This window comes from Sphingobium sp. TomMM7A (assembly GCF_055397305.1).
In genome coordinates, this window is record NZ_AP027311.1 from 1324933 (window position 1) to 1344998 (window position 20066).

General features: G+C 61.5%; 12 protein-coding genes and 1 pseudogene. 8 read left to right on the top strand and 5 right to left on the bottom strand.

Annotated features, from left to right (window positions below; all coding sequences use genetic code 11):
- The first annotated feature begins 2 nt into the window (after positions 1-2).
- A pseudogene (locus ACZ5ZH_RS06730) lies at positions 3-470 on the top strand (SIMPL domain-containing protein).
- A 306-nt stretch (positions 471-776) separates the two neighbouring features.
- Here ACZ5ZH_RS06730 and ACZ5ZH_RS06735 read toward each other — a convergent pair.
- Both ACZ5ZH_RS06735 and ACZ5ZH_RS06740 read right to left on the bottom strand, forming a co-directional pair.
- Complete coding sequence (locus tag ACZ5ZH_RS06735) at positions 777-1439, bottom strand: glutathione S-transferase family protein (RefSeq protein WP_464770970.1); 663 nt, start codon at positions 1437-1439, stop codon at positions 777-779.
- 35 nt (positions 1440-1474) lie between these two features.
- A complete protein-coding gene (locus ACZ5ZH_RS06740; RefSeq protein WP_464770971.1) occupies positions 1475-2137 on the bottom strand; it encodes a glutathione S-transferase family protein in 663 nt (220 codons plus the stop codon).
- A gap of 239 nt (positions 2138-2376) precedes the next feature.
- On the opposite strand from ACZ5ZH_RS06740, the gene ACZ5ZH_RS06745 reads away from it, so the two are divergent.
- The 4 genes from ACZ5ZH_RS06745 to ACZ5ZH_RS06760 all read left to right on the top strand — a co-directional run bounded on the left by ACZ5ZH_RS06745 (position 2377) and on the right by ACZ5ZH_RS06760 (position 7678).
- Positions 2377-4578, top strand: coding sequence for a TonB-dependent receptor (locus ACZ5ZH_RS06745; RefSeq protein ID WP_464770972.1), 2202 nt, complete (start codon positions 2377-2379; stop codon positions 4576-4578).
- Positions 4575-5681 carry a PepSY-associated TM helix domain-containing protein gene (locus ACZ5ZH_RS06750; RefSeq protein ID WP_464770973.1) on the top strand — a complete coding sequence of 369 codons (1107 nt, stop codon included), beginning with the start codon at positions 4575-4577 and terminating at the stop codon, positions 5679-5681. Before ACZ5ZH_RS06745 ends, ACZ5ZH_RS06750 begins: the two co-directional genes overlap by 4 nt.
- Positions 5662-6045 (top strand): ATP-binding protein, encoded by a 384-nt coding sequence (locus ACZ5ZH_RS06755; protein ID WP_464770974.1) that lies wholly within the window; start codon positions 5662-5664, stop codon positions 6043-6045. Before ACZ5ZH_RS06750 ends, ACZ5ZH_RS06755 begins: the two co-directional genes overlap by 20 nt.
- Before the next feature lie 595 nt (positions 6046-6640).
- Positions 6641-7678 (top strand): helix-turn-helix transcriptional regulator, encoded by a 1038-nt coding sequence (locus tag ACZ5ZH_RS06760; RefSeq protein ID WP_464770975.1) that lies wholly within the window; start codon positions 6641-6643, stop codon positions 7676-7678.
- Here the strand turns inward: ACZ5ZH_RS06760 and ACZ5ZH_RS06765 are convergent.
- Positions 7670-9394 (bottom strand): N-acyl-D-amino-acid deacylase family protein, encoded by a 1725-nt coding sequence (locus ACZ5ZH_RS06765; protein ID WP_464770976.1) that lies wholly within the window; start codon positions 9392-9394, stop codon positions 7670-7672. The two genes, ACZ5ZH_RS06760 and ACZ5ZH_RS06765, sit on opposite strands and share 9 nt — an antisense overlap.
- Before the next feature lie 275 nt (positions 9395-9669).
- Here ACZ5ZH_RS06765 and ACZ5ZH_RS06770 point away from each other — a divergent pair, with 275 nt between their 5' ends.
- A complete protein-coding gene (locus ACZ5ZH_RS06770; RefSeq protein ID WP_464770977.1) occupies positions 9670-10572 on the top strand; it encodes a TauD/TfdA dioxygenase family protein in 903 nt (300 codons plus the stop codon).
- 624 nt (positions 10573-11196) lie between these two features.
- On the opposite strand, the gene ACZ5ZH_RS06775 is transcribed toward ACZ5ZH_RS06770, so the two are convergent.
- Both ACZ5ZH_RS06775 and ACZ5ZH_RS06780 read right to left on the bottom strand, forming a co-directional pair.
- Positions 11197-13341: a TonB-dependent receptor gene (locus tag ACZ5ZH_RS06775; protein ID WP_464770978.1), complete on the bottom strand. Its 2145-nt coding sequence runs from the start codon at positions 13339-13341 to the stop codon at positions 11197-11199.
- A gap of 39 nt (positions 13342-13380) precedes the next feature.
- On the bottom strand, positions 13381-15246 hold the full coding sequence (locus ACZ5ZH_RS06780; RefSeq protein WP_464775156.1) for an alkyl sulfatase dimerization domain-containing protein: 1866 nt from the start codon (positions 15244-15246) through the stop codon (positions 13381-13383).
- A 73-nt stretch (positions 15247-15319) separates the two neighbouring features.
- On the opposite strand from ACZ5ZH_RS06780, the gene ACZ5ZH_RS06785 reads away from it, so the two are divergent.
- Both ACZ5ZH_RS06785 and ACZ5ZH_RS06790 read left to right on the top strand, forming a co-directional pair.
- Positions 15320-17662, top strand: a complete 2343-nt coding sequence (locus ACZ5ZH_RS06785; protein WP_464770980.1) for an arylsulfatase — start codon at positions 15320-15322, stop codon at positions 17660-17662.
- Positions 17663-17667: 5 nt separating this feature from the next.
- The gene (locus tag ACZ5ZH_RS06790) at positions 17668-19989 is read left to right on the top strand and encodes an arylsulfatase (RefSeq protein ID WP_464775157.1); all 2322 of its coding nucleotides are present in this window, start codon (positions 17668-17670) and stop codon (positions 19987-19989) included.
- Positions 19990-20066: the final 77 nt, after the last annotated feature.

Genomic DNA, 20066 nt, shown 5'->3' on the forward strand with positions numbered 1-20066 from the left:
AGATGATCGCGACGATCGTGGATGCTCTCGCCCAGGCGGGCATCGTGGAGAAGGACATTCAAACCCGATCTCTGAACGTGCAGCGAATTGATTGGGGCGATCGCAAGGGTCAGTATCAGGCGAGTAACGTCATCAATGTCACGGTTCGGGATGTGGATCGCGCCTCCACTGCCATCACGGCGGCTACGGCTGCTGGAGCCAACATCCCGAGCGGTCCCGACCTGCGCCCCGCGGACCCGGAAAAGGCAGCCAACTCAGCCTACACAGCGGCGTAAGAGGCAGCCCATGCGCGGGCGCAGGCCTACGCCGATGCAGCGGGCATGACGATCGCCCGCGTTCTCACCATTCGCGATGCCGGCGGGACGCAAGGCAATCGTTACTTGCCCGGCGCCGTACCCGTCGCGCCGCCACCTGTCACTGTTGAGCAATCCGCAGCTAACGCCTCAACGGTTCCGCTCATGCCGGGGTAGACAGCGAGCACCGTTTCAGTTCAGGTCGATTTCGCGCTGGTGCCAAAAGCCGCCCTCCAACGAGCCGCGTCTCGTAAAAACGATTAGTCGGGTGGCAACGCTTTACGGCCGTTCGGAAGCCAAATTTTACATCCCGGATGCAGACGGTCAGCTATCCCGTTTAGGTAGCAGGAGGCTTCCGATGTTGAACGCCCACCGTGATAAAATCTCGGCCTCCCTCACAGGAAAGTCGCCCCTCATTCCGCGATGATAAGTTAAACAGGCAAGTTTCGTCAGGACCGCCTGTCACTGGCACCTTGTAGATGATCAATGCGGCCAATCGGCTGGTTTCTTGCCGGTCTGGCCCGCTTGCAGGGCATCCAGCGCTCGCTTGAATGCCGGGCGTGCCATGCCCCGCGCGACATAGGCGCCGAGCGTAGGATAATCTGCGAGGATCGCGCCATCGACATGACGCAGGACCTGAACCATGAGCAGATCGCCCGCGCTAAAATCGCCATCCAGCCAGTCCCAATCACCCAGCGCGGCAGCGAGTTCGCCAAGACGCACCTTCAACCGTTGCAGCACGCTTGGCCAGCGATCTTCAGCCCAGCTTTGCTTCGCGTCTATAATGCGAGCGATCACCTGATCCCATACTACTGGCTCGACGGTATTGAGCGCTGCGAAAATCCAGTCAATCGCGCCTGCCCGATCGGCCGGATCGTCGGGCAGCAGGCCCGGCCAGCGCTGCGCGATGTGCAGAACGATTGCACCAGATTCGAATTGAACGACGTCGCCCTCTTCATAGGCGGGCACCTGTCCGAACGGGTTGCGGGCACGATGCTCCGGATCCTTTTGCTCACCCCAGTTCAGATAGCGCACGTCATAGGGCTGGCCGACTTCCTCCAAAGCCCAGCGGACCCGCATGTCGCGTACAAGGCCGCGCCCTTCGTCGGGCGCCCAATTGTAGGCGGTGAGTACAGGTCGGGTCATGCCGATTGGTCCGGCATGTTTTTCATATTTTCCCTTCATTCGTCATAGGCCGCAGGGGGAGAGCCGGTGAAGCCCTCCAACTGGCTCGCGAGCGCTCGCTGAAACGCCGGGCGCGCCGTGCCGCGCTTCACATAATCCACCAGCCTTGCCTGTTCGGTCAGCAGCGGATCATGCTCGATAATACGAAGCACCGAGATCATCATCAGGTCGCCTGCCGTGAAAGCCCAGTCAAACCATTCTTCATCGCCCAGTCGGTCAGCGGTTTCCTGCAACCGCTCCCGGATGCGGGTCTCGACGGCCGGGCGGCGCGGCCTGGACCAGGGTTTGTCGGCTTCGAACAGGTCGATGATGGACAGGTCCATGATCAACGGCTCGACCGTATTGAGCGCAGCAAACATCCATTCCGTTGCCCGGGCTCGGCCGGCGGCGTCGGCGGGAAAAAGGCCATCACGTGTGCTCGCAATGTGGTGGACGATCGCGCCGCTCTCGAACAGCGTGAGGTCACCCTCCTCCAGGGTCGGAACCTGTCCATAAGGTTGACGTCTGCGGTGCCCGGCTTCCTTCTGTTCGCCCTGGCGCAGATAGCGGACATGATATTCCTCGCCGACTTCCTCCAGCGCCCACCGTACACGCAGGTCGCGGACTTGCCCTTTCGCGAAATCGGGCACCCAGTCGAACGCAGTGATGGTAACCGCCATATCGTCCTCTCTCGGAATCCGCCGCTCGGCCGCCGGGCTTTAACGGGATGCCGCCGTCATCGCGACAAACAATGACATACAAATATGATTTGAGTCGGCATAAATATTCAGAGTTCGCTGACGCATATCAAGCATCGCGCACGGATCGGCGCATCGCGCCCAACCTATCTCACTAGATGCGACTGACTTGCATTAGTATCAAACATTCAGTAGCGAGCGCCAGGAAAACGGGGAACTCGATGCAAAAGACCATTCACGCTCTTCTGACAACCTGTGCGCTTGTGATCACGGGCTCGGCATTCGCGCAATCGCCAGCCGGGTCGGACGGCGAGGCGGCTGCCCCGATTATCGTCACCGCCGCGCGCAGCATCCTGCCTGTCAACGCCCTGCCGCTGACGATCGACGTGATCGATAAAGAAATGCTCGACCAGCAGATCGCCATTTCCGGTTCGGTCACCGATGCTGTGGCGACGCTCACTCCTTCCTTCTCCCCCACGCGCCAGAAGCTGTCTGGCGCGGGCGAGACATTGCGCGGTCGATCGCCGCTTTACGCGATCAACGGCATCCCGCAATCGACGCCGCTACGCGACGGCGGGCGCGATGGCTTCACCATCGACGGTTTCTTCGTGGATCGCGTCGAGCTGATCTACGGCTCCAACGCGCTGCAGGGGATTGGCGGCACCGGCGGTATCGTCAATCAGGTCACCGTCGGCGCGCCCAAACAGGAAGGCCTCAGCAGCCGGGTGCTGCTGCAAGGGTCGGCGGACAACAGGTTCCACTCCAACGGCATGGGCGGCAAAGCGGGCGGCCTGTTCCAGTATAAGGCGGGCGATTTCGACGCGACAGTCGGCGCGACCTACGAAAAGCGTGGCGTCTTCTATGACGGGCAGGACCGCCGCGTCGGCCTAAACCTGACGCAGGGCGAAACGCAGGATTCGCAGGCGACGAATTTCTTCGCGCGGTTGGGCTATGCCGTATCAGCGACCGGCCGCATCGACCTCATCGCCAGTCGCTTCGAGCTGAAGAGCGACGGCGATTACATTGCGGTCCTCGGCAACCGCCCGGTGGGCTTGCCGACCAGCGCCACACGCGGGGCTTCTCCCGGCGATCCAGCGGCCAACCGCACCGAAAGCATCGCCTTGTCCTACACCGACAGCGCGCTTTGGGGCGGCAATTTCATCAGCCAGCTTTTCTTCAACCGCTCCCGCGATACCTTTGGCGGCGAAAACCGCGATGCCACCGGCAAATATATCGCCTCCTTCCAGGACCCGAGCATCGCGCCGGTCGGCGATCTGTTCGATCAGTCGCAGAACCGCTCCCGCAAAATGGGCGCCAAGTTCAGCTATGAGCGCGCCGTGCCGGGATTAGAGGCTCTGACCGCTACCCTCGGCTTCGATGCGCTGTGGGACAAGACCCAGCAGCAATTGATCGCTACCAACCGCGCCTGGGTGCCGCCCGCCGAGTTCCGCAGTCTCGCACCCTTCGTGCAGACCAACCTCAAGCTGTTCGACGGACTGGTCCGCATCGCGGGCGGCGCGCGCTGGGAAAATGTGCAGATCAAGATCGATGATTTCCACACCCTGGCCCAGACCACCCAAACGCTTCCGCTGGCTCAGCGCTATTGGGGCGGCGTCGATGTCGCGGGCGGAAAGCCCAAGTTCGACGACCTGCTGCTGAATGGCGGTGTCATCCTCGAACCGTGGGACGGAATCCGCGCCTACGCCAGCTATGCCGAGGGCTACACAGCACCTGATGTCGGGCGGATCACGCGCTCGATCAATCTGACCGGCATCGACATCGACAGCTATCTTGCGATCGAACCAATCGTCTCCAACAATCGCGAGATCGGTGTTGAAGTGAAGCGCGGACCGTTCGACGGGTCAGCCACCTATTTCTGGTCATCCAGCGATAAGGGCCAATTGCTCGTACCTGGCACCGGCCGCAATTTCGACGTCCAGCGGCAGCGCATCGAGATCGAAGGGATTGAGGTCAATCTGCGCAGCCAAACACCGATCTCGGGCCTGAAGCTCGGCATCGGCTATGCCCATATCGAGGGCCGCTATGACAGCAATGCCGATGGTGCGGTCGATACCGATCTGGACGGCGTCAATATCTCACCTGATCGCGTAAACCTGTCCGCGACCTTTAATCGTGGTCCAGTTTCAGCGATCCTCCAGACGCAATATTATCTCTCGCGCAGCTTCCATGCCGACGCTGGTGTGACGCAGCCCGATCCGCGCAACAACTTCGGCGGCTACGCCGTTACCGATGCCAGCATTCGTTACCAGACCGGTTTCGGCGGCGTCCGGTTGAGTGTGCAGAACCTGTTCGATAAATTCTACATCGATTACAGCAGTGACACGCGGCTGCCGTCCGACAATCTCGCTTATTTCGCGGGACGCGGGCGCAGCCTCACGCTGAGCTGGGATTATAATTTTTGAAGATCCTCGACATCCTGCACCGTTGGATCGGTGGGCTGATCGGACTGGTACTGGCGGTGCTGGGACTGTCGGGCGCGCTGCTAGTGCACAAGGATGCCTGGGTGATGCTCCCCCATGCATCCGATGTACTGGTGCAGGACGGCGCGGCCATCGCCCGGACGGTCGAGCGGGTCATGGCCGATCCCGCCCACCGACCGGAGATGATAAGCTTTGCCGGGCCGAATTTCGGCCTCGACCGACTACGTTTCGCGGACGATTCGGGCGCATATGTCACTCAGACAGGGGATTTGGTGACGCGCTGGGACAACCAGTGGGAGCGGCCGGAACTTTGGCTGTTCGACCTCCATCACCATCTCTTCGCTGGCGACGTGGGCGAGACGGTCATCGGCATCGCCGCGCTGCTGGGGATGTTCTTCGTGGTATCGGGCCTCATCCTGTGGATCCGGACGCGCAAGACCTTCGAATTTCGCCTTTTCCCCAGGCGGCTCAGCCGCCCCGCAATCGTGCGCCAGCATCGCGATCTGGGCGTGATTGCTGCGCCCTTGCTGGTATTGGCGTTTCTGACGGGCTCCATATTGGTTTTCCGTCCCATGGCGGCGCTGATCCTTGGCCCCTCCGCGCCCGCGCAGATCGATGCCAGCCTGAAGCCACCCAAGGCCACTGCTGTACCGCTAGGCTCAAACCTCGACTGGCGCGCAATGATCGCCACGGCGCATGCGCGATTCCCCGACGCGGAGCTGCGCAGCCTGTCGCTGCCTCGCAAAAAGAGCGGCCTTATCACCCTGCGCATGAAGAAGCCGGAAGAATGGCTACCCAACGGCCGCACGACCCTGTGGTTTGCGGCGGACAGCGGCCGGCTGATCGCGGCGCGAGACGCATCGCGTCTGCCTGTAGTCGTGAAAATCTATAATATGCTCTATCCACTACACGCGGCTAAAGTGGGTGGTTTGGCCTATCGGCTGGTGATGACCTTCGCCGGTCTGGCTCTCACGCTGTTGGGAAGTTTGACCCTCTGGTCCTTCTGGTTCGCTCGAGGCCGAACCCCAAACATGCTTCCGCGATCCGCCGACAATCCCAAACCTCTTGTTACCAACGCCAGGTAAGCGACGTATCTCGGCCTGCGTCACGGATACTGGTACTGGAATTCCAAAAGACATCGCCGCTCGCATCTTCGATCCCTTCTTTACGACCAAGCCAATCGGCCAGGGCACAGGCTTGGGTCTTTCCATTACCCACGGCTTCGTGCCGCAGTCTGGCGGGCAGGTTCGGGTGTACAGCGAACCCGGGGATGGCACCACAATGTGCCTGTACCTTCCGCGCTTCTTGGGTGAGTTCGTCGATGATGTCGCCGAGATGCAGGACGAAATTCCTGAGGTCGGTGCTGGCGAAACAGTGCTTGTGATTGGTGACGAACTGACCGTTCGCATGCTGATCGTGGAGGTCCTGGAAGACGCGGGAAGACCCTGATCGAGTCTCTGGGCATACCCAAGTTCCTGCGCACCAAGGGGGCTTCCGGCTATCCAGATCTGCTGGTCGGCGGGCCGGGCTTTTGCTTCCCTGTGTTGCGGTGGAATGGTCGAGCATACAGCCGACATCATTTCGAATATGAGGGCAAGTCTTGCCGAGCGCGGTCGTGATGGTGATGGGAAACTCGACCCTTCTTTGCCGTTTAGGAGAAAAATTTCGCTGCTCCGGTGCGGACTGTCCGCTTGTCCATGCTGAGCACCCCGAAACTGGCCACTCGCTGGCGGTCAGGCTCGTTCCGCCGCTCGCAACGCAGGCAACAGTGCCGCTGGTCATTAATCTGATGTGCTTTGCAAAGTGTGGAAGTCCACATTGCCAACGTCGCCTGGGCCGTGATTAGCTGTGACTGGTCGATCACAGGATGGACCATTAGCGACGAGGGACTCGCCAAAGCTGCTCTCGAACAATCGGGCTAGCCTGTCGCGCGCCTACCCTTGCACCGGATGATGAGGATGCTAAACCTTGGATCAGCCGGTCTCCGATCCCATAGGCCAAAGCTATCTCGAACAGCCGCCTCCCAGTTGCCGATGCTGGCACATTGCAGTCCCGCGAAACGCTGCTGAACGCGCTATACGCTAGTGCGTCGGAGGTCCCCGCCTGGGTCAGCTTCACGCATGCTGCGCGTGAAGTTTTCGGCTGTGAACATGCAGCGGTAATGGTGGGCGCATCCGGCGCTGAGGTCGCTGTCGGCGCCTATTCAGATGACGCGGTGGCAGCGGAGATTGAGGCGTTCTTTGCCGCCACAACGCTGGAACCGAACAGCGGCGTGCACCGGCTCGCGGCCCTGGGCGGTGCACATGTCACGCTCCTGCCCGTCGCCGATAGTCAGAAGCGAAGTGCAACGATCATATTGTGGCGGCAGAGTGAAAGCGCGCCCCTTTCCGCGCCGCAGGAACAGCTGCTTGCGTCCCTGTCGGAACCTTTGCGCCGCAGCTTGCAGATTTACTACCGCATCATGGATCTGGCGCGGCGCGGCATGTTGAGTGATCTTGCGCTCAACACCAGCCGCATCGGCGCTGCGCTCGTAAGCAGTGATGCGGAGTTGATGCTGGCCAATGATGTGGCGGAACATCTGCTTGCGACCGGCGGCGGCTTGCGTGTCGTGGGCGGCCGGTTGCAAGCTGAAAGCGGAGAGGAAACCCGCGCGCTGCTTGCCGAAATCAGGCGTTGCGCGCTGGCCCAGGCGCCCGAACCCGATTTGCAGAATTATGTGCCCATGGCCTTTTCCCGCCGCGACCATGACTTGCCGCTGACGATCATCGTCCGGCCAGGTCCCGGCTATTTCCCGCTACGCCAGCCCAACCGGCGGACGGCCATCCTGGTCCTGCGTGACCCGGCAGCGCAGGCTGCCTGGCCAGCAGAAACACTCGCCCGCCTCTTTGGCCTCAGCGCTGCCGAGGCGCTGCTCGCAAGCAAACTAGCCAAGGGGGCGAGCCTTGAGGAAGCGGCGATGGAGCTCGGCATCAGCCGCAACACCGTGCGGTCGCAGCTGCAAAGCATCTTCCTCAAGACCGGCATCAATCGCCAAAGTGACCTGATCCGGGCACTGCTGAACTCGGCCGCGACCTCAGCCTAAGTCAGGCTTAGCACGGCCACCGCGCACGAGGCGGCCCGGCAGCACGCCGGTGGGCTGTCCATCGCGCAGCACGATCTCGCCCGCCAGCATGGTGACATGATAGCCATCGGCCCGCTGCGTCAGCCGCCGTCCCCCCGCCGGAAGATCGAACGTCACCTCTGGCGCGTGCAGGCGAAGCGATTTCAGATCGATGACGTTGATGTCCGCCCGGTATCCGGGCGCAAGCACGCCGCGATCGTTGAGGCCGATGAGCGAGGCCGGGCCGCGCGTCAGCGCAACGACCGCGCGCTCCAGCGGCACACGCCCGTAGGCGCGGTCCCGCACCCAGTGGGTCAGCAGGTGCGTCGAGTAGCTCGCGTCGCAGATCGCGCCATAATGCGCGCCCCCGTCGCCCAACCCCATCACCGCGTCAGGGTGCATCAATATCTTCCCCATCCCATCCAGATTGCCTTCGGCATAGTTGGAGATGGTGAGGTACAGTTGCCGCTTGCCATCCCGCTCCAACAGCATGTCGTAGGCAAGCTCGGCGGGCGTGATGCCCATCGCCTCTGCCCGCCCCGCCATGCTTTCATCCAGCGATGGTTCGTAATTCGGCGTGTCGGCAAGCGGGAAGATACGGCCAAAGTCATGGACGAAGTTGGTCAAGGCATTGCCCGGATCGGGAGTCAGCGGGTCCGAGAGGATCGCGGCCCTCACCTCCGGCCGCCGCAGCTCCGCTATCTTGGCTTCGAAGGGCAGCTTGGCGAGCGATCGGTAGGTAGGGCTGGTACAGAAGGGGTGCAGGGTGAGTTGGTGCCCCATTACCGCGCCCGTCGCCCGGCCCAGAACCTGTACGCCGATGCGACAACCGGCTGCGTTGGCGGCGCTGATGCGCGACATCAACCTGCTGCGTTCCGGGTCTTGCGCCGTGCCGCTGACGGGAAAAGTGATCGGCCGACCCGATTTTTCGGCAATGCGGGTCAGCATGTCGAATTCCGCCTCTTCATCGGCGAAATCGCTGACGAACTGGAAGGTGCCGCCACCCGCCGCCGTCATGGCGTCCGCCAGCGCCTGGAGCTCGGCTTCCCCAGCTGTCAGCGTGGGAATGAGATTGCCGTCGATCGAACGGTGGAACATCGTGCGGGATGTGCCGATGCCCATCGCGCCCGCCGCGATACCCTCCTTCACCAGCGCGGCCATGCGGGAGCGGTCCTCCGCCGTAGCTGGCTCGCGCGCTTCGCCCCGCTTGCCCATCACATAGACGCGCAGCGCTGCGTGCGGGATAAGCGCGGCGACATCCGCGTCGAATGCCTTGTCGCCAATGCTGTCGAGATATTCGGGGAATGTCTCCCAATTCCAGGGCAGGCCCTCGGTCAGCACGGGGTTCGGAATATCCTCCACGCCCTCCATCAGCCGGACGAGCCCCTCGCGCTGCTCCGCGCGGCACGGGGCAAAGCCGACGCCGCAATTGCCCATCAGCACGGTGGTCACCCCATGCTCGGTCGATGGGCGCAGCCGGGAATCCCACGTCACCTGGCCATCATAATGGGTATGAATATCGACGAAGCCGGGCGTCACGATCATGTCCGTGGCGTCAATCTCTTCGACAGCATCGCCCAGATTCATGCCCACCGCAGCGATGCGGTCACCGATGATGCCGACATCGGCCCGCCGGGCTTCGTTGCCCGTGCCATCGACCACCAGGCCATTGCGTATCAATATATCGAAGCCGCTCATTTCATTGCTCCTCGCCGTCGCCGTCTTTGCGGCGCGATCATGCTGCTTGTCCTATCCACTGATGTTAACAACAGAGAGCGTACCCGCCTTCATCCAAACGGATGATCGCCAGTCTTCATGCCGTTTTTCGCGCCGTCGTGCCGATCATTCATTTGCATGATGACAGTCGTGAAGCGTCGATTGAGAATAGCGCCATCACAACAGTTCGGCGGTCACCGGCCTGCATCAGGCAGTCGCAAAAACGGGATCAGGCTGAATCAGAAGAGGTGTTTGCAATGATCGAAACAAGGAAGCTCGGCGCGATCGGGTTGGAAGTCATCGGTGTAGATGCTTCCGGAGCGATCGATGAGGATACAGCCCGGCAACTTGTTGCGCTGTGGCGGGAAGAAGGCGTTCTGTTGTTCCGGGGCGTCGGCGTCGCGCCTGAACTTCTGCTCAACCTCAGCCGGTGCTTTGGCGAACTGGAACCGCATCCCGTTCCCGACCTGCGCCTGCCCGAACATCCCGAATTGATCCTCCTCACCAACAAGGGTGGGCCGCGCGGGCCGGTCTATGCGTTTGACGGCGTGCCGACCTATGGCCGGATACCCTGGCATACTGATCTTGCCTTTCAGGAAGTGCCCAATGCTGGGGCACTGCTCAACATGGTGGAGAAGGCGACGATCGGCGGACGCACCGCCTGGCTCGACACCGCAGCGGCCTATGACGCGCTCGATGAGTCGCTCAAGCGCCGTATTGAGGGCCTCGAAGTACGCTTCGAATTTTGCACCGACCTCAGCCGCGTTCGCTTCGGCAATGAAAATGGCACGCGCGTCGGCGAAATGAAGATGAACTTTCCCGATTATCCGCCACAGGCAAGGCCGCTCGTCTGGAAGCATCCGCAAACCGGCCGCACGATCATGAATATCTGCCCGCTGAACCTGCAAGCCATTGTTGGCATGGATCAGGCGGAAAGTGATGAACTGCTCCAGACTCTGATCGGCCAGCTATGCCAACCGCGGTTCATCTACGAACATGATTGGGCCGAGGGTGACATCATCCTATGGGACAATTACCGGCTGATGCATCGCGCCGAAGGACATCCGCTGGACGTCATCCGGGTCGTGCACCGGACGACATTGCGTGGATCGGCGAAGGTCGGGCGAACGATCGCTCCACACGCCGCGCTCGTCGCTTGAGGCGGTGCGCGCCGCCTGCCCTAACAACAGAAATTTGACACCGTGATCAAGGGCTTGGGCTTCGCCGCAGCGACAAAGGAACGAAGATGTAGCACAGATCCTCCTTGGAAAATCGTGGCAAAAGGTCGGAAGTTCCGCGGTTAGCGGAAGCAGAAACCGCCTCGTAGGCTGTTAAAACTTGCAGCCTGCATGTTTACGAGCTGCTACCGGCAGCAACCTTGCGCCGTCCCTTCATGATGATGGCCCATCAAGGGACCTCTTACACGCGTTCGATGCTTAGACGGTTTCAGTGCAATTCACTTGTGGCACGATCGCACTGGCTTACGAGCAAATAGGCTCTCACCCTCCCCTCTTGAAGACTGCAGTTCCCGTGGCGACCATCGCCAACCATCGCGGCTGCGTTCGGCGGCGATCTAGGCGAGTTCGGCGAGTTCGGCGAGTTCGGCGAGTTCGGCGAGTTCGGCGTAAAAGAGAAATAACTTGCGTCAAATGTTATCAGGTCACACCTGGTGCTGGGTGCCGGACACCTGATCATCTGAGTGCTTGTGGCAGTATCGACCGAAGCGATAATCCGACGATTGCGGGTGCCGAGCCAAAAAATCAGTCTCGACACCGCGGCATCGTTCAATACTCAAACGTAAGTTCAAGCCCATAAGTGCGCGGATCGCCGAAGATCGCGCTTGGCAGGCCGCCGTTGAAATGGGCGATATAATATTCCTTGTCGGTCAAATTCTTCCCAAAGGCCGACAGACGCCAGTTGCCGAAGCCCACCGGAATATCGGAAAGGGTGAGGCGGGCGTTGAGCAGTCCATAGTCTCCGATCACATAACGCGGATCGGCTGTGGACGTCGAAACCTTGCTTTTGAGGAAATAGTCGACATTCGCCGTGAGGACGCCGATGGGCGTATCGGGGAAGCGATATTCCAGCGAAGTCGTCAGCGTATGTTTTGGCGCTTCGACAAAAGTATAGCGAGACGTGATGTCGTTGCCTGTTTGATCGAGGATCTGCTGGAACTTGGCGTCCAGATAGGCATAGTTGACTGAAAGCGTCAGCGCATCGGCCGGCTTGGCGATCAGGTCCAGTTCGAAACCCTGTATCCGGGCCTTGCCTGCGTTGAACACATCGGTGATCGCTACATTGGTCGGGTCCGACTGGATATTGGTTTGGATATCCTTGTAGTTCGACCGGAACAGGGCGAGGTTTGTCTGGAGATGATTGTCGAGCCAGCTCGCTTTTACGCCGAGTTCGAAGGAGTCCAGCATTTCGGGACCGAAGCCTTCATTGAAGCGCGTGACGCTGCTGGCGCGGATATTGTAACCGCCGGTCTTATAGCCACGCGCATATTTGGCGTAGATGTTGAGGTTGGGGGTAGCGTTAGAGCCGATGACCAAGCTGGGGCTGAGGTTGGAGAAATGATTCTTGCCCTCGCCATGAGGTAGCACGGTCGGCGCGCCCGTCGCGGGAACGATCGTCTGATCCAGCGTTGCTTCACGCTCGTCACGCGACCAGCGCAGGCCACCGGTCAGGTACAAGCCTTCCACGAAGGCGGGACGCAAGGTCGCCTGGCCGTAGAGGGCATAGGCGCGGTTGTGAATCGTCGCGACGCGATCCACGCGGGGACGGCCCGTTATCGCCGAATAATCGGTGCTTTCGCCATTTTCGTCGAAATAATAAGCGCCAAGAACATAATCCAGCCGGCGATCGAGAGCGGAGCCGACAAGTTGCACTTCCTCGCTCCATTGATCCTGCTGCTGATCAAAGCCAGTCAGGATCAACGGGAATGGGCCGACGACGCCGGTCAGATAATTCTGATTGGTGACGCTGGAGAGCTTCCGATAGCCGGTGAGCGATTTCAAGGTGACGTCGTCAGCCACTTCCCAGCTGATGGTGAGGTTATGACCTTGAGACGTGGCATCGTTCGGCATGAGGTTGCGCACAAAGGGCGACCCCGCCGTTGGCCGGCCGGCCTTACGCGGGTAGAAGGGCGCCGCGGCCATGAAGACGGGTGTGTCGTTGATGTCGGAACGGTCATAGGTGTAGCGCAGTTGCAGAGCATCGGTCGGCTGGAACAGAATGGCCGCGCGATAGGCGTCGCGGCGCTGATCGCCCCAGCGGTCGACGCCGGTGCCCGGATTATCGACAAAGCCATCCTTCTGGCTGTGCAGATAGCCCAGTTCGACCGCCAGCTTGTCACCCACCGGGATGTTTACGCGGGTGCGCGACCGAAACTGGTTGTAGTTGCCGACGGCGAGGGTTTGCTTCGCGGAAAACTCGCCCAGTTCAGGCGCGCGAGTAATGTAGTTGATCGCGCCGCCCGTCGCGTTGCGGCCATAGAGCGAACCCTGCGGCCCGCGCAGCACTTCAATCCGCTCGACCTCCGCAACTTCGGCAGAGAGGCCCTGGTTGCGGGCGATGTAGATGCCGTCCAGATAGACTGCGACGCTGGGGTCCACGGTGATCTGGTCGTCATTATTGCCGATCCCGCGAATGAAAACGCGAGCCGTTGTCGCGCTGTTCGGATGGGGAGTCACGGCAAGGCTGGGGACCAGCGTGCGCAGGTCGGTGATGTCGGCAATGCCCTTCTTTTCAATGTCGGCGCCGGTCATGGCCATCATCGATATGGGCGTTTTCTGAAGGGATTCAGATCGCTTTTGGGCGGTGACGACGATCTCCTGGATGCCCCCGCCATCCTCTTCCTGGGCGAGCGCGGGTGAGGCGCAGGCGAAAAGGCACAGCGCCAGGGCGTGACGTGAAATAGCGTTGTTCATGATAGTTCCTCCCTTTTGTACGAAGTTGTTTCGTACTAGTTAGCGCATGACGAGATTTATCGGGGTGACGGTGAGGTCGAGCGCGGCGAATATCTGCCCGAGCGCGGACGACCCTGCGCCGAAGATTGCGCCTGTTTTCACCAACGCGTCGACGGACTGGCTGCTGGAGACTAGATCTCCCAGCGCAGTGCGCTCCAGATTCACGACGGGCATGGTCCCCGCCTGGCCCCGCCGAAACTTCAAGGTGCTGTTACGCAGTTCGAGAAGCCATGGGTCGCTTTCTCCAGCGATGGCCAAGGCGACGGCATGGTCGCCAGCCCCGGCCCGCTTCGGATCGACCTTGTAGCGGATCTGTTCGAGCATCAGCGCCACCGGCATCTTGCGGATATTGTCCGGGTTCATGTAGCGCGCGGTGAGGCCCGCCTGCTGCAGTTTTCCTTCCAGTTCGAGCGCCCCCATCAGGTAAAAGCCGCGCCGGTTGCTGTTATAGGTGGCGTAGCCCAGCTTGCGGAAAGCAGCGGCCTTCAGGCGGCGCGCGTCCATATCCTGATGGTCGATGGCGATCAGCAGCGTGGCAAGCTCCGCCGCCCATTGCGCGTCGCCCTGTTCAAAGGTGCGGTTAGCAGCGGCAAGGACCGGCCCTCGCCCGCCCATCAACGCCACCTCCCGCCGCGCGCGCTCCACACGCGGCGTGGGCGCAAGATCGGTCGCATCGCCGGAGAACCAGCTGATATAGCCGACATAATAGCTGCGCGCGGCATCGGCGACGGTGCCATAATATTCGGTCGTATAGGGTTCCGAACGCAGCCATTGCGGCAACGGTCCCAATGCATCGGGTAGTTCATCCTCCGTGACGCCCTTGTTGATCAGGCGGATCGTCTGGTCATGCGTATATTGGATCGCATCCTCATAGCGGGTCAGCAGAGCCTTGATCTGCGGCGCGCCCTCCACGACCGGCCCATGCATCGGCACCATCCAGGCCGCGTCATAGCGCTCCATCCGGCGCAGCGCCTCGATCCAGCGGTTGGCGTCGCGCATCTTGGTGCCGCGCATCGAATGGAGGTTGGGGAAAGTCGGCCCCTGCACCTCGTCGCCCGAAATCAGCACCTGATAATCGGGGAGCCATGCCGCGATATGCGAGGCAGCCTCCCCGCCGGTATGGAACAGGTGCAGCTTAACCCCAGCGATTTCGATGTCGCGCGCGCCGTCCACATCGACGAACTGCGTTGGCGGGATATAGGCCGACTCATTCTTTCCAGCCGCGCCCAAGCGGCCACAGCAGCCGACATGGAAATCCTCAGCCTCCTTCCCGGTCAGGCTGAAGCCGAACATATAAGCGGCGCGGGTGGCGACGATCGGCAGCGTCGCAACGCCTTCATCCGACAATTCTTTCAGGAAATTGGAGGCGGCGTAGATCGGCACCTTGCCGCTGGCGACGTCGGCCGGGGTTGCGAAGACCCCTGCTCCATTCACATGATCGGGATGATGGTGCGTGTAGATGATCGCCTTGATCGGCTTGGTCGAGATCTGCGCCCTTATCTTTGCAAGGGCGGCGGTCGCGACATCGCGGTTCATGCCGGTGTCAAGGAGGATCAGCCCGTCGCTGCCTTCGACGACGACGATGTTCATGCCCTGAAATTCGATCTGCCAGACCGGCGTCTTTCTTACATGCGTAACGCGCTCCTGAAACAGGCGGGCATGCGCGGTGTAATTGGACGGCGCGGAAAAGGGCACGTTCAGGTCTGGCGCATGAGCGAGCGCAGGGGTGGCTGCGCCGGCCAGCAGCAGGGCTGTCAGGATGCGCATCAGATCGACACTCCCGGCGCATGCGGCAATTGTCGAATGCGCCGTCGATCGGCGCAGCAGGTCGAAACCCCGCGGGTCATATACTCTCCTATCGTTCATTTTGTCGTTTGCTCGCTTGTACTGTACGAAACTATTCCGTACAAGACACAAAACAGGATGGAGTGGATGAGCGATGCCAAGACGTTCGGAAATGAGAGTTGGCGCGGGATTTCTGGCGGTTCTGCTGGCTAGTGCAGCGCCTATAGCGGCGCAAACCGTGCTACCACGCGCACCCGAACCATTTGCGGGCAAGATCGGGCAGACCTATGCCGATTCGGTCGCGGCCTTCCCCAAGCCGGTGACCGCGCCTGCGGGAGCACCCAATGTTCTGCTGATCCTGACAGACGATGTGGGCTTTGGCGCGGCATCCACCTTTGGCGGGCCGATACCTACACCCAATCTCGACCAGCTGGCGGCGCGCGGCCTGGTCTATAACCGCTTTCACACGACGGCCATGTGTTCACCGACGCGCGCCTCTCTGTTGACGGGACGTAACCATCATGCGGTGGGCAATGCCGTGGTCAGCGATATCGCCACGGGATATCCCGGCTATTGGTCGATGATCCCCCGCAGCGCAGCCACGGTCGCCGAGGTGCTGCGCCAGAATGGCTACAACACGGCGATGTTCGGCAAGCATCATAATATCCCGGCGCAGGAGGGCTCCATCGCAGGCCCCTTCGATCAATGGCCGACGGGGCTAGGCTTCGAGCAGTTTTACGGCTTCCTGGGCGGCGACACGGAACAATGGACGCCCAAGCTCTATCGCGGCAATGCGCCCGCCGAGCAGAAATATGACAAGGACCCGACCTACATCCTAGACCGTGATCTGGCGGACGAGGCGATCGGCTATGTCCACGCACAAAAGGCGGTGGCGCCCGACAAGCCCTTCTTCCTCTATTATGCTCCCGGCACGGCGCACGCCCCGCATCAGGCGCCAGCCGACTGGATCGCGAAGTTCAGGGGCCAATTCGACCAGGGATGGGACGCGGTTCGCGCCGAAACCCTGAAGCGGCAGATCGCGATGAAGATCGCTCCGCCAGGCACCAAGGCCACGCCGCGCATCGGTGATATTCCCGCCTGGGACAGGCTGAACGCCGACCAAAAGCGCGTCTATGCGCGGATGATGGAAGTCTATGCAGGCATGCTCGCCTACCAGGACGCGCAGATCGGCCGCCTGCTGGACGAGTTGGACCGCATGGGCGAGAGCGGCAACACGCTCGTCATGTTCATCGAAGGCGACAATGGCGCGTCATCCGAAGGCGGAATGGCGGGCAGTACCAATGAGCTGGGCACCTTCGCCAACGGCGCGACGGAGGACATGGCCTGGCTCAACAGCATGATCGACAAGCTAGGCGGCAAGGACAGTTACGGTCATTTTCCGGTCGGCTGGGCCTGGGCGACCAATGGGCCCTTCCCATGGATGAAGCAGATCGCCTCTCACCTTGGTGGAACACGCAACGGCATGGTCGTGTCCTGGCCCGATCATATCAAGGCGCGGGGCATCCGCTCGCAATTCACCCATGTGAATGATGTGATGCCAACGATTTTGGAAGTGGCGGGGATCAAGGCGCCCGAGAGCGTCAATGGCATCGCGCAGCAGCGGATCGACGGCGTCAGCTTTGCCTATAGCTTCGATGCGCCCAAGGCTGCGGAGCGGCATGATACCCAATATTTCGAGATGATCGGCACGCGGGCCATCTATCACAAGGGCTGGATGGCCAGCACCACGCCCGCCCGCATGCCATGGAAGATGGGCGAAGTTCTCAGTTCTCCCCTCGATTATAAATGGGAACTTTATGACCTGAACAAGGACTATGCGCAGTCCCGCGATCTGGCGGCGCGCTATCCGGAGAAGCTGAAGGAGTTGCAGGCGCTCTGGACGGCAGAGGCGCAAAAGAACAACGTGTTCCCGCTCGATGGGCGGCAATCGCTCGACCGTTCCTCCGCTTCGAAGATCGCCTTCGCGCCGCGCCGCAAGAGCTTCACCTATTGGGGCAAGGGGATCAGCGTAGCTGAAGGCGCGGCCCCCATGATCCGCGGGCGTTCGTTCGAGATCGTCGCCGATATCGACATGCCCTCGGGCGGCGGCAACGGCCCGCTGGTCGCGCAGGGCAGCAAGTTCGGCGGCTGGAGCTTTTACCTGAAGGATGGGAAACCAGCAGCGCACGTGGCGTTGACGCAGCAGCCAAGCCATCAATGGGACGTCGCGGCGGCCACACCGATCCCGGCGGGTCCGGCCAAAATCAGCTATGCGTTCGACTATGATGGCGGCGGCTTCGGGCGCGGCGGGCTGATGCGCATCAGCGTCAACGGCAGCGAAGTCGCGCGCGGGCGGATCGAGCGGACCTTCCTGATCCCCGCCGGGCTCGGCGAGACCTTCGACATTGGCGACGACACGGGGGCGACGGTGATCGACTACCCGAACGGCCATTCATTCAACGGCGAAGTCCGCAAGATCGAGGTATTTCTGAAATGAGAAAAATGCTTGCCGCAGCTTTGCTTGCAAGCGCGTCGCCGCTTGCCGCGCAAACGGTATTGCCGGCCCCGGCTGCTCCGTTCGCGGGGAAGATCGGGCAGACCTATGCCGATTCCACTCCCGCCTTTCCCAAGCCCGTTACCGCGCCCGCCGGAGCGCCCAACGTACTGCTGATCCTGACGGACGATGTGGGCTTCGGCGCGGCATCCACCTTTGGCGGGCCGATCCCGACGCCCAATCTGGATCGACTGGCGGCGCGCGGTCTTGTCTATAACCGCTTTCATACCACTGCGATGTGTTCACCAACGCGCGCCTCTCTATTGACGGGGCGTAACCATCATGCGGTGGGCAATGGCATCGTCGCCAATCTGTCCACGGGCTTCCCCGGCTATACCAACATATTGCCCAAAAGCGCGGCGACGGTGGCCGAGGTGCTGCGGCAGAATGGCTATAATACCGCCATGGTAGGCAAGCATCATAATGCGCCGGAAGCTGATGTGTCGCCAGCAGGGCCGTTCGACATGTGGCCAACAGGGCTTGGCTTTGAACATTTCTACGGCTTCATGTCGGCGGAGACCAACCAGTTCACCCCGGCCCTGTATCGCGGCATCACGCCCATACCCACGCTGAAGGAAGGGGTGCTGGACAAGGCGCTCGCCGACGAAGCGATCCAATGGATCCACAATCAGAAGGCGTCCGCGCCAGACAAGCCCTTCTTCCTCTATTATGCGACGGGCTCAGCGCACGCGCCGCTTCAGGCCCCGGCGGACTGGATCGCGAAGTTCAAGGGCCAGTTCGACAAGGGATGGGACGCCGTGCGGGCGGAAACAGTCCGCCGCCAGAAGCGGCTCGGCATCATACCCTCCGCCACGCAGGACACCGCGCGGCCCGACGGCCTGAAGGCGTGGAGCGAACTGACCCCCGACCAGCGTCGGATCAACGCGCGCTTCATGGAGGTCTATGCGGCGATGCTCGCTTATCAGGATGCGCAGATCGGCCGTGTCCTTGATGAACTCGATCGCATGGGGGAAAGCAACAACACGCTGGTGATGTTCATCGAAGGCGACAATGGCGCTGCCGCCGAAGGGGGAGAAAATGGCAGTTCAAACCCCATGTCCGCCTTCGCCAACGCCATGCAGGAGGATGATAGGCTGCTGCTCGCCAATCTCGACAAGATCGGCAGTCCAGATGCCGTCGCCAACTGGGGTTATGGCTGGGCCTGGGCGACGGACGCGCCGTTCCGCTGGTTCAAGCAATATGCCTCTCATCTTGGCGGCACCCGCAACGGGCTGGTCGTGTCCTGGCCCGATCATATCAAGGCGCGCGGAATCCGGTCGCAATTCACGCATGTGACCGATGTGATGCCGACGATATTGGAAGTCGCCGGTCTGAAGACGCCTGATGTCGTCAATGGCGTGGATCAGCAGCGGATCGACGGCGTCAGTTTCGCCTATAGCTTCGCCGCGCCCAAAGCGCCCGAGCGGCACGACACTCAATATTTCGAGATGATGGGCAATCACGCCATCTACCATCAAGGTTGGCTGGCGAGCAGCACGCCCATCAATCTGCCGTGGCAGCGCGGCGACGGCTCGGTCCTGCCGAACCAATATAAGTGGGAGCTGTATGATCTGCGCAAGGACTTCTCTCAGGCGCATGATCTCGCGGCGAGCCAGGGCGCGAAGCTGAAGGAAATGCAGGCGCTTTTCCAGAAGGAGGCGGAACGGAACCAGGTTCTCCCGCTTGACGACCGGCTGACGCTCGCGCGGTTCCAGGCAGCGGAGAGCCAGCGGCCGCATCGATCGACCTACAGCTATTGGGGGGCGGGCATCAGCATCCCCTCGGTCAGCGCCGCGCCGTTGTTGGCGCGCAGCTTCCGCATCACGGCCGATATCGACGTGCCGAATGAACCTGCAACCGGCGCGCTCGTGGCGCTGGGCAGCAAATTCGGCGGTTGGAGCTTCTATCTGAAGGACGGTCGCCCCATTGCCCTGATGGCGGCATCGCAGCTGGCTGGCGACCAGTCGCAGGTGGCGGCGGCGCAACCGCTTGCGGCGGGGCAAAAGCGGGTTGTCTTCGACTTCCGCTATGATGGCGGCGCGAATGCCGGGGGCGAGATGACGATCAGCGCCAATGGCGACATTATCGGACGGGGCCGCATCGCGCGCACCATTTCCAAACTGCCGGAGATGAGCGACACGCTGGACATCGGCTTTGACGCCGACACGCCGGTCACTTCCGACTATGCGGTCGGCGAGCATTTCGCCGGCCGGATCAGGAAGGTGGACATCGCCGTGGGCAAGCCGGGCGCTGGCGGTGAAGCGCCCTGAACGGCGAGCCTCTGACGCCTGCAGTCCCGCGCGACCGCAGGCGTCAGGAGCCGCTTTTCGGCTTTGCCCGTTGACGT

Coding starts and splice junctions, on each gene's coding strand:
- ACZ5ZH_RS06735 (WP_464770970.1), bottom strand. CDS start 1,439: ATGACCCGACCTGTACTCACCGCCTACAATTGGGCGCCCGACGAAGGG.
- ACZ5ZH_RS06740 (WP_464770971.1), bottom strand. CDS start 2,137: ATGGCGGTTACCATCACTGCGTTCGACTGGGTGCCCGATTTCGCGAAA.
- ACZ5ZH_RS06745 (WP_464770972.1), top strand. CDS start 2,377: ATGCAAAAGACCATTCACGCTCTTCTGACAACCTGTGCGCTTGTGATC.
- ACZ5ZH_RS06765 (WP_464770976.1), bottom strand. CDS start 9,394: ATGAGCGGCTTCGATATATTGATACGCAATGGCCTGGTGGTCGATGGC.
- ACZ5ZH_RS06770 (WP_464770977.1), top strand. CDS start 9,670: ATGATCGAAACAAGGAAGCTCGGCGCGATCGGGTTGGAAGTCATCGGT.
- ACZ5ZH_RS06775 (WP_464770978.1), bottom strand. CDS start 13,341: ATGAACAACGCTATTTCACGTCACGCCCTGGCGCTGTGCCTTTTCGCC.
- ACZ5ZH_RS06780 (WP_464775156.1), bottom strand. CDS start 15,246: ATGAACGATAGGAGAGTATATGACCCGCGGGGTTTCGACCTGCTGCGC.
- ACZ5ZH_RS06785 (WP_464770980.1), top strand. CDS start 15,320: ATGCCAAGACGTTCGGAAATGAGAGTTGGCGCGGGATTTCTGGCGGTT.
- ACZ5ZH_RS06790 (WP_464775157.1), top strand. CDS start 17,668: ATGCTTGCCGCAGCTTTGCTTGCAAGCGCGTCGCCGCTTGCCGCGCAA.